Genomic DNA, 14,301 nt, shown 5'->3' on the forward strand with positions numbered 1-14,301 from the left:
CGACGCACACCGCGACCCCGACAGGACCATGACCGACCGCACCGCATCCCAGCCCCTCGTCCTCCTGCCCGCCGTGGACGTCGTCGACGGCCAGGCCGTCCGGCTCACCCAGGGCGAGGCCGGCAGTGAGACCTCCTACGGCGACCCCGTCTCGGCCGCCCGCACGTGGCGTGAGCAGGGCGCGGAGTGGATCCACCTCGTGGACCTCGACGCCGCGTTCGGCCGAGGCGACAACCGTGCGGTCATCGCCCGCGCGATCGACGAGGTCGAGGGCGTCGCGGTGGAGCTGTCCGGCGGCATCCGCGACGACGCCTCGCTCGAGGCGGCCCTCGCCACCGGCGCGGCCCGCGTGAACCTCGGGACGGCCGCGCTCGAAGACCCGGCGTGGGCGGCCCGGGTCATCGGCGAGTACGGCGACCAGATCGCGGTCGGCCTCGACGTCCGCGGGACGACCCTCGCCAGCCGTGGCTGGACGGAGGACGCGGGCGACCTGTGGGAGGTCCTCGACCGCCTCGAGGCCGCGGGCTGTGCGCGCTACGTCGTGACCGACGTGACGAAGGACGGCACGCTCCAGGGTCCCAACGTCGACCTCCTCCGACAGGTGTGCGAGCGCACCGACAAGCCCGTCGTGGCCTCCGGCGGCATCTCGACCCTCGACGACCTGGTGGCGCTGCGGGAGCTCGTGCCCCTCGGCCTGGAGGGCGCGATCATCGGCAAGGCGCTCTACTCCGGGGCGTTCACGCTCCCGGCCGCGCTCGAGATCGCCTCGGCCTAGCAACCGTGTCGGGCATCTCGAACGGCCGCGGTACCGGCCCGGACCCCGAGAACGGCCGCGGCACCGGACCCGACGCGCACGAGCACGAGCACGACGACGCCCACACGCCCGGCGGTGCCGCCGACTCCGCGGGTCTGCCGTGGGCGGGTCGCACGTTCGACCACCACGACACCGCGTTCGCCGAGGACGACGGCCTCGCCGACCCGGCACTCGTCGCCGCGATCCGGGCCGTCGCCGACGGGACCACGCAGGCCGCGGTCGTGTCGGCGCTCCGGACCGCGCGGCTCCTCATCCCGCTCGTCGCCGAGGCCGGGGACGTCGGACACACCGACACCGGCAAGCTCGTCGACAAGACGCAGGAGCTCTCGATCGTCACCGTCGCCGGCCCCGACGGTCGCGCCGTGATGCCGGCCTTCACCTCCGTCGAGGCGATGCGCTCCTGGGACCCGACCGCCCGTCCGGTCCCGGTCGAGTCGCGCCGGGTGGCGATGGCGGCGGCCAGCGAGGAGACCCAGCTCGTCGTGCTCGACCCGACCGCGCCGACCGAGTTCGTGCTCCGCCGCCCCGCGGTGTGGGCGCTCGGGCAGGACCTGCCCTGGACGCCCTGCTTCGAGGACCCCGAGGTCGCGCAGGCCTTCGCGGACTCCGTCGCCGGGGAGCACGCCGTCGCCCGCGTCGAGCTCGCCCCGGGCGACCCGCTCGGACGCTTCCAGGGCGCGGAGCTCACGGTCGGGCTCGCGCTCGTCCCCGGCCTCGACCAGACAGCGGTGCAGGAGCTCGTCGGTCGCCTGCAGGCGCGCTGGTCCGCGGACCCGCTCATCGCCGAACGCGTGGACAGCATGCGGGTGGCTCTCCGCCCGGCGTGATCCGCGCCTCCAGGTCGGGTCGCCACCCGCACACCGTGACGGGCACGGACCAGTCGGGAGGCACGGTGCACGCCCGCAGGGCGGGCCGCGTCGGATGCGACGCAGCCCCGGCGGTGCACCCGGGCCGTCGGCCGGTCGCCGGTAGCATGGGGCACGTGAGCACGAACCCGACGACGAACCCCGGAACCGGCGCGACCACCATCGGTCCGACGGGGCGTCCCGTCCGGCAGTTCGCGATCCCGGAGGAGCTCGACGGACACGGGCCGGCGCGCATCATCGCGCTGTGCAACCAGAAGGGTGGCGTCGGCAAGACGACGACGTCGATCAACCTCGGCGCGGCGCTCGCCGAGTACGGGCGCAAGGTCCTCGCGGTCGACTTCGACCCGCAGGGTGCGCTGTCGGCGGGCCTCGGCGTCCGCACCCACGACATCCCCACGGTCTACGACCTGCTGATGGGGGCGATCAAGGACCCGAACGAGGTCATCCAGCCGACGAACACGCCGTACCTCGACGTCATCCCGGCGAACATCGACCTGTCCGCAGCGGAGGTCCACCTGGTCAACGAGGTGGCCCGCGAGCAGATCCTCGCGAGCGTGCTGCGGAAGGTGCAGCACGACTACGACGTCATCCTCGTCGACTGCCAGCCGTCGCTCGGCCTCCTCACGGTGAACGCCCTCACGGCGGCGCACGGCGTCCTCATCCCGCTCGAGTGCGAGTTCTTCGCGCTGCGCGGTGTGGCGCTGCTCATCGAGACGATCGACAAGGTGCGGGACCGCCTGAACCCGGCGCTGACCCTCGACGGCATCCTCGCGACGATGTACGACTCGCGGACGCTGCACTCGCGTGAGGTCATGGAGCGCGTCGTGGACACCTTCGACGACCGGGTGCTCGACACGGTCATCGGCCGGACGGTGAAGTTCCCCGACGCGACCGTGTCCGCTCGCCCGATCACGCAGACCGCGCCCGACCACGCCGCCGCGCACGCGTACCGGCAGCTCGCACGGGAGCTCGTCGAGCGTGGCGCCGTCGCCTGAGCCGCAGGACACCGCTGCTGGCGCTCCCGCTCCGGCGGGGACGCAGACCGCGCCGGGCTTCCGGGTCCGGCTGTCGAACTTCGACGGGCCGTTCGACCTGCTGCTCTCGCTCATCACGAAGCACGAGCTCGACATCACCGAGGTGTCGCTCGGCGCGGTGACCGGGGAGTTCATCCAGTACGTCCGGCAGGCCGAGTCCGCCGACGAGCTCGACGAGGCGAGCGAGTTCCTCGTCGTCGCCGCCACCCTGCTCGACCTCAAGATCGCCGGGCTGCTGCCCCAGGGGGAGCTCGTCGACGCCGAGGACGTGGCCCTGCTCGAGGCCCGCGACCTGCTCTTCGCGCGCCTCCTGCAGTACCGCGCGTTCAAACAGGCGGCGGACTGGTTCGGTGAACGTTGGGGCACCGAGTCCCGGCGACACGTGCGGAGCGTCCGCCTCGAGGAACGGTTCCGGGCACGGACACCCGAGCTCGTCTGGACCCTGTCGCTGCAGGACTTCGCCGCGCTGGCGACCCTGGCGTTCGCGCCGCGGGAGATCCCCACCGTGGGGCTCGACCACCTGCACGCGCCGCTGGTGAGCATCCGCGAGCAGGCGGCCATCGTGGTCTCGATCCTCCGGACCCGCGCCGACGAGGACGTCGCGTTCCGCGAGCTGGTCGCCGGCGTCGACGAGACGGGTATCGTGGTGGCTCGTTTCCTCGCGATCCTCGAGCTGTACCGCACCGCGTCGATCACGTTCGAGCAGGTGGAACCGCTCGGGGAACTGCTGCTGCGGTGGACCGCCGAGGACTGGTCCGACGAGAGCCTCGCCAACCTGGGAGCCGACTATGACGGATGACGCGCACGGTCACGCGCACGGCCGGTCGCACGGACACGCGCACGACTCGTCGAGCGCCGAACCCGGCGGCGCGGACGAGATGGCTGACGCCCGGGCGATCGAGCAGGCGATGCACCACGCTGCGCCCGCGCTGTTCATCGACCGGCAGCTCGAGGCGATCCTCATGATCGCCGACGAACCGCAGTCGCTCGTCGCGCTCGGCGCCGCGATCGGTGCTCCCGTGCCCGCGGTCCGCCAGGCGATCGAGCGACTCGTCGCCGACTTCGACGGCGCGGACGGGACGATCCGCCGTGGGTTCGAACTCCGCGAGGTCGGCGGCGGCTGGCGCTTCTACGTCCGGCAGGAGCTCGACGAGGTCGTCGAGCAGTTCGTCGAGGCGGAACGGCCCGCGCGGCTGTCCCAGGCGGCGCTCGAGACCCTCGCCGTGGTCGCGTACAAGCAGCCGATCACCCGCTCCCAGATCGCCTCGATCCGGGCGGTGAACGTCGACGGCGTCGTGCGGACGCTCGTCGCCCGCGGCCTCATCGAGGAGTCGTTCACGGACGCCGAGACCGGCGCCATCAACTACGTCACGTCCGACCTGCTGCTCCAGCAGCTCGGCATCAACTCGCTCGACGAGCTGCCGCTCATCTCGCCCCTCCTGGACGACGGTGCCGACGGCTTCGGGCAGAACGAAGGGATCCCCGATGGCCGCGTATGAGGAAGAACGACGAGGCGGCCCGCGGGGCGGCTCCGGTCGCGGGGACGGATCGGGTCGGCCGGGAGGCGCGTCACGCGACCGCGACGCCGGCTCCGGTCGTGCCGGTGGCCGGTTCGGCGGCGGGGGCCGCGACGAGCGGTCCGGCGGGGAGCGCGGGGGGGACCGCGGGCGGGACGACCGTGGGGACCGCGGCGGCCACGAGCGGCGGGACGACCGTGGTGCGTCGGGCGGTGGGTACCGGGGCCGCGATGACCGTGGTGCGTCGGGCGGGTACCGGGGTCGGGACGACCGTGGCGCGTCTGACAGCGGCTACCGCGGCCGCGATGACCGTGCTGCGTCGGGCGGGTACCGGGGACGCGATGACCGTGCTGCGTCGGGCGGGTACCGGGGACGCGATGACCGTGGTGCGTCGGGCGGTGGGTACCGGGGCCGCGATGACCGTGGTGCGTCGGGCGGGTACCGCGGTCGTGACGACCGTGGTGCGTCGGGCGGTGGCTACCGGGGCCGGGACGACCGCGGCGCGTCTGACGGTGGCTACCGCGGCCGGGACGACCGACCTGGTGGGCCTCGCCGCGAGGACGACCGCGGTGGGTACCGCGGCCGCGACGACCACTCCGGCGGCGACCGCGGCCGCTTCGTGCGCCGCGACGACGATCGCCGCCAGGGTGACCGCGGGGGCTTCGTGCGCCGCGACGACGACCGTGGTGGGTACCGCGGGCGCGACGACCGTCGTGACGACCGCGGCGGGTACCGCGGCCGCGACGACCGTGGTGCGTCGGGCGGTGGGTACCGCGGCCGGGACGACCGTCGTGACGAGCGCGGTGGGTACCGCGGCCGCGACGACCGCCAGGGTGCGCCCCGCCGCGACGACGACCGTCGCCGCGACCCGGCCCGCGAGGACCGCCGCGCACCCGACGGACGTCCGAGCACCGTCTGGCACAACGGCCGGCGGTACGTCGGCGGCACCACGACCGCGAGGAACGGCGACCGCCCGAACGCGTCCGGCCAGCGTCCCGGCGGCCAGCGCTCGGGCGGCCCGCGGTCCAGCGCGCCGAGGAGCACCGACCGCGCGACCACCCCGCAGCCCGAGGGGACCCGTGACGAACACGGGCAGCCGCTCGAGGGCACGCCCGAGCGTCCGATCATCCCCGAGTGGGACGCGGCCGACGGGACCGCGACCGCCGGAGCCGAGCCGGGCCTCCAGGCCGACGGTGAGCGCCTGCAGAAGGTGATCGCGGCTGCGGGCGTGGCGTCCCGCCGCGTCGCGGAGAACCTGATCGTCGAGGGACGGGTGACCGTCAACGGCGAGGTCGTCGAGGCCCTCGGGCGTCGGGTCGACCCGGAGACCGACGCCATCGCGGTGGACGGTGTGCCCGTGCAGGTCGACACCTCCAAGCGGTACGTCCTGCTCAACAAGCCGGTCGGCATCGTGTCGAGCCTGCAGGACGAGCGTGGGCGTCGTGACCTGTCCGAGTTCGTCGACCGGTACGAGGAGCGCCTGTTCAACGTCGGCCGGCTCGACGCGGAGACCTCGGGCCTGCTCGTGCTGACGAACGACGGCGACCTGGCGCACGTGCTCGCGCACCCGTCGTTCGGCGTGACGAAGACCTACATCGCGAAGGTGCAGGGGAACGTCAACCCCGCGACGGTCCAGCGGCTGCTCGACGGCGTGGAGCTCGAGGACGGGCCGATCGCCGCGGACAAGGTGCGGCTGCTCGAGTCGTCGCGCGGTGAGTCGCTCGTCGAGATCACGCTGCACTCCGGCCGGAACCGGATCGTCCGGCGCATGCTCGACGAGGTCGGCCACCCCGTGCTCGAGCTCGTGCGCAGGTCGTTCGGGCCGCTGCAGCTCGGCTCCCTGCCGATCGGGCGGACGCGGGAGTTGTCGACCGTGGAGCTCGGGAAGCTGCTCGCCATCGCGCGGGGGCACGGGCAGGAGGCAGTCGCGCAGACGGACGAGTGAGTCGCCGCCGAGGAGTCCCTCGACCGCGAGCACATCGCAATCGGCAGTATTTCATATTCACGATCTAGGGTCATGTCGCTTCGTCCGACCCCAGAAAGTGATCATGAACACGCTCACCCGACGATCCGTCGCGGCAACGGGAGCCTTCGCGCTCGCCGCTGCTGCGACGGGGATCGCCCTCACGTCCTCGCCGGCCGCTGCCGCGCAGACGGACGTCCCCCGCCAGCCCCTGCCGACCGAGTTCACGCTCGCCGTCCCGAGTGACGACGGCACCACCCTCGCCTGGACCGGCGCGCCCGACCGCTCCGAGCTGCGGGAGTACCCCAGTCCCGCCGCCGCGGCCGATGCGGGGCTCACCCCGTTCTCCCTCATCCCGGACGCCAACGGCTTCGCCAAGATCGTCGCGGGCGGTGCCTCGTTCGGGTACTGCCTGTACCTCGGCCAGACCACCGCCGGCACGGTCGGCGCCGGCATCAGCAAGGACCGCTGCGGTGTCGCCGCCTCGAACTGGACCGTCACCGACGGCCGGATCACCTCGCCGTACGGCTACGCGCTCGGCAACGAGACCGCCCGTGTCGACGGCACGGCCGGGCTCGCCGCCACCGCCTCGGCCACCGGCGCGGACTTCGGCATCGAGACCGGCTTCGCGGACGCCGTCCCGCCGACGACGTTCGACGTGACGTCCCCGACGACGAACGACCCGAACGACCGCGCGGTCCTCCGAGGCCGGACCGCGCCGTCGAGCACCGTCCTCGTCACCGACCGCAGGGGCGCCAGCCTGGTCCGGGGCACCGTGTTCACCGACGCCACGGGTGCGTGGGAAGCGCACATCGACTCCCCGCCCCGGGGCGTCACCGAGCTCGACGTCCTCGTCACGGTGTCCACCGGGCAGACCGTCCGCGAGCGGAGCTGGGGGACCGTGTCCTACGGTGCCGGCATCAGCGCCGCGTCGGACACGACGCCGGTCGGGGTCGACGGGACCACGTCGATCTCCGGGACGGGCGACCCCGGTGCCGCGGTCCGGGTCGTCACGGGTGGTCGGGCCGACCCGGTTGAGGTCGGGCGCGACGGGACCTGGACGATCGACGTCACGGTGGACCGGGCGAAGCGGGCAGCGACGTCGTCGGTCGTCCTCGAGATGGCCGGCGTCGGCGGGCAGCGCACCGTCGTGCCCGTCGCCGTCCGGGCCGCCTCGCTCGACGCCGACGTCGTGTTCCCGGCCGATGCGGCCGAGTCCGCCTACGTCGAAGGCGACGCCGAGCCCGGATCGACGATCGAGGTCCGCGCGACGGACGGTGCGGCCGTCGGGACGGCGACGACCGACGCCCGCGGTCACTTCGAGGTCGAGGTCGGCGCACCGGACGCCAGCGGGCGGAAGGACCTCCGGGTCGTCGAACGTTCGGACGGCGAGGTCGTCGCGCAGGACGACGTGACGGCGGACTACGGCGCGCCCGTGCGGATCCTCTCGCCGTCGACGGGCGGGACCCTCACGCCGGGGTCCGAGGTCGTCGGCACCGGGGAGCCCGGGGCCGAGGTCGCGCTCGAGCTCGGCGGGAAGACCGTGCACACCATCGTGGACGCGGGCGGCGAGTGGAGCGCACGGTTCCTCGACGCCGGTGACCGTCCCTTCGCGCTGACGATCCCGGACGCCCTGCGCTTCACCGAACGCAGCAAGCCGGCGATCACCGGCACCGGCACGCCCGGCGCCGTCGTCCGCTTCCAGCCCACCGCCGGCGACGACACCGGGCACACGGACACCACGGTCCGCCCGGACGGCACCTGGCGCATCGCGGGCGCCGACCTGCGGCTGACCGTCGGGCAGCGCTACGACGCGGCGGTCGTGCAGCGGCCCGGTTCCGCCGACGCGCGCACCGAACGGGTCCGGCTCGAGAGCGACCTGCGCCCGATCACCGTGACCTCGCCGGAAGCCGGGGCGACGATCACGCCCGACCACGGGTACGTCACGTTCAGCGGGACCGCCTCGCCCGGTGACCAGCTCGCCGTGCGCGTCCCCGGTGGCGACCGCGTCGCCAGCACGGTCGTCCGGGCCGACGGCACGTGGACCATCCCGGACGTGTTGTTCCCGCAGGGGCAGCACACCGCGCGGATCGTCGGACTGTACGGGGACGTCGACGTGTCCTTCACCGTGGCGTCCGACACCGGCTCCCAGCTCCGCATCACCACGCCGACCGAGGGCAGCACCGTCGACGCCGACCCCGACTTCACGAACCCGGGCGTGCGGTTCAGCGGGACGGCGGCGCCCGGCGCGTACGGCGGCATCGTGGACCTCCGCGACGGCACGGTGCGCGGGTTCCAGGTGGACGCGTACGGGGCGTGGCAGCAGACCCTCCCGCTCCGCGAGGGCGCCAGCCACGTGCGGGTCACCGACGCGGTGAACGCACCCGTCGAGCTGCGCTTCACCACGCGCTGGCCGGGTCGCTGAACCCGACCCGGTACCCGAGGACAGCGGCACCCCGCACGATCGACGTTCGGGGTGCCGCTGGGCGTGGTCGGTAGGCTTGGCGGGTGACCGACGCCCCCGCCCCGCTCGCCGGACCTGACATCCACCGGCGGCTCCGCGGACCCGTGCGCATCGTCGGCGCCGGGCTCCTCGGCGCCTCGATCGGTCTGGCGCTCCGCGAGCAGGGCGTCGACGTGGTCCTCGACGACGTGTCGCCCGCCGCCCTGGCGCTCGCCGTCGACTACGGCGCTGGTCGGCCCCCAGCGGCGGGTGACGCCCCCGAGCTCGTCGTCGTGGCGGTCCCGCCGGACGTCGTCGCGACCGTCGTCGAGCGGGAGCTCACGGCCTACCCGGACGCCGTCGTGACGGACGTCGCGAGCGTGAAGTCCGGTCCGCTCGCAGCACTGCGGGCCGCCGGGGCCGACGTCTCGCGGTACATCGGCTCGCACCCGATGGCCGGACGGGAGCGCAGCGGGCCGACCGCCGCGCGCGCCGACCTCTTCGTCGGACAGCCGTGGGTGATCGCCGGGCACGACGACATCACCTACCAGCGCGCCGCCGTGGTGGAGGACCTGGCGCTCGACCTCGGTGCGACGGTGGTGCCGATGGATCCCGAGTCGCACGACCTCGCGGTGGCGTACGTCTCGCACACGCCCCAGCTCGTCTCGACCCTCATGGCTGCCCGCCTGCGTGACGCCCCCGACGGGTCGCTCGGGCTCGCGGGTGGCGGCGTCCGCGACGTGACCCGGATCGCCGCGAGCGACCCGGGGCTCTGGGTGCAGATCATCGGCGCGAACGCCACACGGATCCGTCCGGTGCTCGCCGACCTCCGCGACGACCTCGACCGGGTGCTCGCGGCCCTCGACGACCCGCACGCCTCGGGCTCCCCGCGTACCCTGGCCGAGGCGATCGCGGCGGGCAACCGCGGGGTCGAACGGCTGCCGGGGAAGCACGGCACCTCGAAGCGCTTCGCCCAGGTCGTCGTCCTCGTCGACGACACCCCCGGGCAGATCGCCGCGCTCCTCACGTTCATCGGGGAGATCGGCATCAACCTCGAGGACATGCGCCTCGAGCACTCACCGGGCGCGCAGATCGGCATCGTCGAGGTGTCGGTCGTGCCCGAGCAGGAACAGCGACTCGTCGAGCGACTCGAGGAGCGCGGATGGAGGATCGCAGCAGCATGGGCCTGAACGACGACACGAACCGACCAGTGCAGGACTCCGGGGTCACGGGCGGCCCGGACGGTCCCGACTCCGGGCTCCCGGCCCCGGGCGACCAGCCAGGGCCCCTCGGCGGCGGCGACCTCGCCGGCGGTCTCGACGGCCAGGGCGGCGGCGAGCCGGGTTCGACCAGCGCGCCGGTGCCGTCGGGCCTGCCCGACGGCGCCTTCGTCGCGAAGTTCGTCATCGCGGTCGACGGGCCGGCGGGCAGCGGCAAGTCGAGCGTCTCCCGGGCTGCGGCCCGCGCGCTCGGCTTCGGGTACCAGGACACCGGGGCGGCCTACCGTGCGCTCGCCTGGCACGCCCTGCAGCAGCGGGTCGACCTCGACGACGCCGGGGCCGTGCTCGCGAGCTGGGACACGTTCGACTACGAGATCGGCACCGACCCGGACGACTACTTCGTCCGCGTGGCCGGCACCGACGTCACGGACGCGATCCGCACGCCCGAGGTCACGGCCGCGGTCGCCCACATCGCCAAGCTGCCCGAGGTCCGGCAGCGGCTCGTCCAGCTCTTCCGCCAGGTCATGCGCCGCGCGGACGCACGGGGCATCATCACCGAAGGACGCGACATCACCACCGTGGTCGCACCCGACGCCGAGGTCCGCATCCTGCTGACCGCGGACGAGTCGGTTAGGATGGCCAGGCGCTCGGCCGAGGTCACGACCCAGTCGGCCGCCGAGACCTCCGCTGCACTCGCCCGTCGGGACGCCGCGGACGCGAAGGTCGTCGACTTCATGAACGCCGCGGACGGCGTCACGACGCTCGACTCCACCGACCTCGACTTCGACCAGACCGTGCAGGCGGTCGTCGAGCTGGCCCGAAGCACGGCCACGAACTGATCACCCGCGGCCACCGCGCCGCACGCGAGGAACCCACACCATGGCGCAGCTGGACAACGACAACCCGGCGAACGACGAATTCCCCGAGTACGACGCCGCCCTCGGCGAGCGGCTCGCCGGACTCGACGACACCGAGGCGGAGCAGCGGACGACCGCGCTCCGCGCCGGCCTCGAGGACTACGAGCTCGACGACGAGGACCTCGCGCTCCTCGAAGCGGGGCAGATCGGCGAGGACGGCACCTACTTCCTGCCGGCACTGCCGGTCCTCGCGATCGTCGGTCGGCCGAACGTCGGCAAGTCGCAGCTCGTGAACCGCATCCTCGGCCGCCGCGAGGCAGTCGTGCAGGACACCCCGGGCGTCACGCGCGACCGGGTGAGCTACAAGGCCGAGTGGAACGACAAGCGCTTCACGCTCGTCGACACCGGCGGGTGGGAGCCCGACGCCAAGGGCATCAACGCCTCGGTGGCCGCGCAGGCCGAGGTCGCGATCGACCTCGCCGACGCGGTGCTCTTCGTCGTGGACGTCACGGTCGGCATCACCGCCACCGACGAGCACGTCGTGAAGATGCTCCGCGGCACCGACCGTCCGGTCATCGTCGTGGCGAACAAGTCCGACGACGACCGCCGCGACCTCGACGCCTACGAGCTCTGGAACCTCGGCCTCGGCGAGCCGCACCCGGTCTCGGCGCTGCACGGCCGCGGCGTCGCGGACCTCCTCGACCTCATCGTGAAGACCCTGCCGGACACGTCCGCGGTCGCCAAGCAGGAGGTCGGCGGCCCACGTCGCGTCGCGATCCTCGGCCGCCCGAACGTCGGCAAGAGCTCGCTGCTCAACAAGGCCGCCGGCGAGGAGCGGGTCGTCGTCAACGAACTGTCCGGCACCACCCGCGACCCGGTGGACGAGCAGGTCGAGCTCGGCGGGCGGGTGTGGCGCTTCGTCGACACCGCCGGCATCCGGAAGCGGGTCCACCTGCAGCAGGGCGCCGACTTCTACGCGTCGCTCCGCACCACCGCGGCGCTCGAGAAGGCCGAGGTCGCCGTGGTCGTCCTCGACGTCACCGAGCCGATCTCCGTGCAGGACCTCCGCATCATCGACCTCGTGCTCGAGTCGGGCCGTGCGCTGGTGCTCGCGTACAACAAGTGGGACCTCCTCGACGACGACCGCCGTCGCTACCTGGAGCGCGAGATCGAGCAGGACCTCGCGCACGTCGCATGGGCGCCGCGCGTCAACATCTCGGCGCGCACGGGTCGGCACCTCGAGAAGCTCGTGCCGGCGCTCGAGACCGCCCTCGACTCGTGGGACACCCGCATCCCGACCGGCAAGGTCAACGCCTTCATCGCCGAGCTCGTCCAGGAGCACCCGCACCCGGTCCGCGGGGGCAAGCAGCCGCGCATCCTCTTCGGCACGCAGGCGTCGAGCCAGCCGCCGACGTTCGTGCTGTTCACGACCGGCTTCCTCGACCCGCAGTACCGCCGGTTCATCACCCGACGCCTCCGCGAGGTCTGGGGCTTCGCGGGTACGCCGATCAACGTCAACATGCGGGTCCGCGAGCGGCGGAAGCGCTAGCCGACCGGCACCGCGATGTCCGACGCCCGCCGCCGACGGGCCACCCCGCGACGGGTGGCCCTGGCGGCGGGTGTCGTCGCGTTCGTGGTGGCGGGGGCGGTCCTGGCGGTCGTGTCCTCGCGCCCGCCGGACGACCCGCACCGCACGAGCACGCCCGCGGCGACGCCGGTCGACGCCGGGGTCGACCCGACCGCGCCGTGGTGGGAGCGGGTGCCGCCGGTCGAAGGGGACCTCCTGCCGATCAACCGGTACGCCGCCGGCCACGTCACGATCGTGCGCGCGGGGGACCATGCCCTGACCGTCCGGATCGACCACTTCGACCTCGCATGGGCGACGGCCGAGGGGTCCGGCGGTCCCGGCGAGGCGCGGGTGGTCCTGTCCGCGGGCGTGGTGATCGGCGGACGGCGCGGCTACTGGTCCGAGCAGCGCGGCGCCGCGACGGTCGGTACGGTGCAGGTCGACACGGACGCCCGCCACCGGGTCCCGTCGACGGTCGAGTTCCGCGTGGACGACCCGGACCGGCTCCCGGCGGATGTGCGCTCGGTGGTGGTGCTCCGCGTCTCCGACGACCCGGCGCTCGACGGCGAGGTCCTCGGCGGCGCAGCACTCCTCCCGGCCGACTGAGCCCCGCCCCGCCGTCGGATGCGGCAGCATGGGGCCGTGACCGTCACGTCCCGTTGCCCCGCGCACCGCGAGCATGCCGAACGATGAACCGCGGTCGGTGGTTCCTCGCCGGGGGAGCGGGCGTGCTGCTCGCGGCCGTCGCGACCACCGCCGTCGTCGTCGGGGGTGCTCCGGACGGTGGAGCGACCACGCGCGGCTCCGGCTCGGACGCCGAGAGCAAAGCGAGTGCGGCGACCGCGTCGCCTGCGCCCGGGTGGCTCGGCCCGACGAACCGGCTGGGAGCGCCTGCGGACGCCGGGTCCCCGGACGGTGAGCCCGCGGAGCGTTCGGCCGGCCCGCGCGCGGGGACGGACGCCTGGTGGCGCCGCGTCCCGCCCGTCGCCGGGCCGCTGCGGTCGTCGGACGGCCGGCGGATCGGGCACGTCGCGGTCCTCGGCTCGGACGGCGACACCCTGACCATCACCGTCGTCGGCACCGCACGACTCCCGAGGACGGCGTCGACCGCTGTCCTCACCGCCGACGACCGTGCCGTCGTCGAGCTGGGCACCGTCACGTCGGGCGTGCGCGGGGTGGGGTTCGTCCTCACCGCGGCCGACGCCGACCGGCTGCCGGACCCGGTCACGACCCTGGAGCTGCGGGACCGGGACGGCCGCACCGTCGCCACCGCCGTCCTGCTGCCGGTCTGAATCGGCGGACCGGTCGCGATCCGCGGCACGCGGGCACACGGCGGACCCACGCCGCACGACGAACGCTGGCCAGGTGGCGGACCCGCGCCGCACGACGAACGCAGGTCACGTGGCGGACCCGCGCCGCGCCTCCAAGCCGCTGCCACGACCGCCGGACGGGAGGCGCGGTGCGCGCCCGCCCCGTCGGATGCGGCACCATGGTGGGGTGACCGTCCCAGACCTCGCCGACCGGCTGTGGTGCCGCCTCCGGCTCGACCGTCTCGCCGGTGGCCGACAGGGCGGCTACGTCATCCGCGAGGACATGCTCGAGCACCCCGACACCGTCCGGTCCTTCCGGTGGATCCGGTGGCTGCTCGTCGCCGAGACCGTCGTCGGCCTCACCGCGATCGTCGTCGCCGTGCTGCTCACCCGGGCGGGTGCGACGGTGCCGTGGGCGGTGTGGTTCCGTGCGACCGTCGTCCTGCTCATCACGCTGACGCTCTACGTCTTCGCGTGGCGCGCGCAGCTCGGGTACTACTGGGCGTACCAGCGGCTGCGGCTGTTCAGCCGGATCTTCCCGATCGTCACGCTCGTCGTCGCGGCGATCCCGGGGCTCTACCCGTTCTGGATGGTGATCGAGCAGATCGTGTTCTCGTTGCTGATGATCGGCATCGGTGACGTGCTCACCTCGGACCACATGCGATCGGCGTTCCCGAAGCCCGTCCGGCCGTAGGGACGTGTGACCGTGC

The 14,301-nt window shown here is 73.8% G+C and carries 13 protein-coding genes; all 13 read left to right on the forward strand.

The genetic code is table 11. The features are described from left to right. Positions 1 to 28 precede the first annotated feature (28 nt). The 13 genes from priA to MON03_RS05590 all read left to right on the forward strand — a co-directional run bounded on the left by priA (position 29) and on the right by MON03_RS05590 (position 14,285). Positions 29 to 775: a bifunctional 1-(5-phosphoribosyl)-5-((5-phosphoribosylamino)methylideneamino)imidazole-4-carboxamide isomerase/phosphoribosylanthranilate isomerase PriA gene (gene priA / locus MON03_RS05530; protein WP_175328230.1), complete on the forward strand. Its 747-nt coding sequence runs from the start codon at positions 29 to 31 to the stop codon at positions 773 to 775. 5 nt (positions 776 to 780) lie between these two features. After that, entirely contained in the window at positions 781 to 1,641 is an 861-nt protein-coding gene (locus MON03_RS05535) for an SseB family protein (protein ID WP_502798689.1), read from the forward strand. A 146-nt stretch (positions 1,642 to 1,787) separates the two neighbouring features. Then, positions 1,788 to 2,675, forward strand: a complete 888-nt coding sequence (locus MON03_RS05540; protein ID WP_022905070.1) for a ParA family protein — start codon at positions 1,788 to 1,790, stop codon at positions 2,673 to 2,675. Then, a complete protein-coding gene (locus MON03_RS05545; RefSeq protein ID WP_022905069.1) occupies positions 2,659 to 3,513 on the forward strand; it encodes a segregation and condensation protein A in 855 nt (284 codons plus the stop codon). Before MON03_RS05540 ends, MON03_RS05545 begins: the two co-directional genes overlap by 17 nt. 79 nt (positions 3,514 to 3,592) lie before the next feature. After that, positions 3,593 to 4,213 carry an SMC-Scp complex subunit ScpB gene (gene scpB / locus MON03_RS05550; RefSeq protein ID WP_242091423.1) on the forward strand — a complete coding sequence of 207 codons (621 nt, stop codon included), beginning with the start codon at positions 3,593 to 3,595 and terminating at the stop codon, positions 4,211 to 4,213. A 1,219-nt stretch (positions 4,214 to 5,432) separates the two neighbouring features. Next, positions 5,433 to 6,176 carry a pseudouridine synthase gene (locus MON03_RS05555; RefSeq protein ID WP_229728046.1) on the forward strand — a complete coding sequence of 248 codons (744 nt, stop codon included), beginning with the start codon at positions 5,433 to 5,435 and terminating at the stop codon, positions 6,174 to 6,176. 103 nt (positions 6,177 to 6,279) lie between these two features. After that, on the forward strand, positions 6,280 to 8,619 hold the full coding sequence (locus tag MON03_RS05560) for an Ig-like domain-containing protein (protein WP_242090953.1): 2,340 nt from the start codon (positions 6,280 to 6,282) through the stop codon (positions 8,617 to 8,619). 83 nt (positions 8,620 to 8,702) lie between these two features. Next, positions 8,703 to 9,827 carry a prephenate dehydrogenase gene (locus MON03_RS05565; RefSeq protein ID WP_242090954.1) on the forward strand — a complete coding sequence of 375 codons (1,125 nt, stop codon included), beginning with the start codon at positions 8,703 to 8,705 and terminating at the stop codon, positions 9,825 to 9,827. A gap of 182 nt (positions 9,828 to 10,009) precedes the next feature. Next, on the forward strand, positions 10,010 to 10,696 hold the full coding sequence (gene cmk, locus MON03_RS05570) for a (d)CMP kinase (RefSeq protein ID WP_242091424.1): 687 nt from the start codon (positions 10,010 to 10,012) through the stop codon (positions 10,694 to 10,696). Between the two features lie 40 nt (positions 10,697 to 10,736). Then, positions 10,737 to 12,263 (forward strand): ribosome biogenesis GTPase Der, encoded by a 1,527-nt coding sequence (gene der / locus MON03_RS05575; protein ID WP_022904847.1) that lies wholly within the window; start codon positions 10,737 to 10,739, stop codon positions 12,261 to 12,263. 15 nt (positions 12,264 to 12,278) lie between these two features. Beyond that, positions 12,279 to 12,887, forward strand: a complete 609-nt coding sequence (locus MON03_RS05580) for a hypothetical protein (protein WP_242090955.1) — start codon at positions 12,279 to 12,281, stop codon at positions 12,885 to 12,887. A gap of 83 nt (positions 12,888 to 12,970) precedes the next feature. Further along, complete coding sequence (locus MON03_RS05585; protein ID WP_242090957.1) at positions 12,971 to 13,573, forward strand: hypothetical protein; 603 nt, start codon at positions 12,971 to 12,973, stop codon at positions 13,571 to 13,573. Between the two features lie 205 nt (positions 13,574 to 13,778). Continuing rightward, positions 13,779 to 14,285 carry a hypothetical protein gene (locus tag MON03_RS05590; protein WP_229728043.1) on the forward strand — a complete coding sequence of 169 codons (507 nt, stop codon included), beginning with the start codon at positions 13,779 to 13,781 and terminating at the stop codon, positions 14,283 to 14,285. The last annotated feature ends 16 nt before the right edge of the window (positions 14,286 to 14,301 follow it).

It is taken from the genome of Curtobacterium sp. DN_7.5 (assembly GCF_022655355.1).
GTDB lineage: Bacteria > Actinomycetota > Actinomycetes > Actinomycetales > Microbacteriaceae > Curtobacterium > Curtobacterium luteum.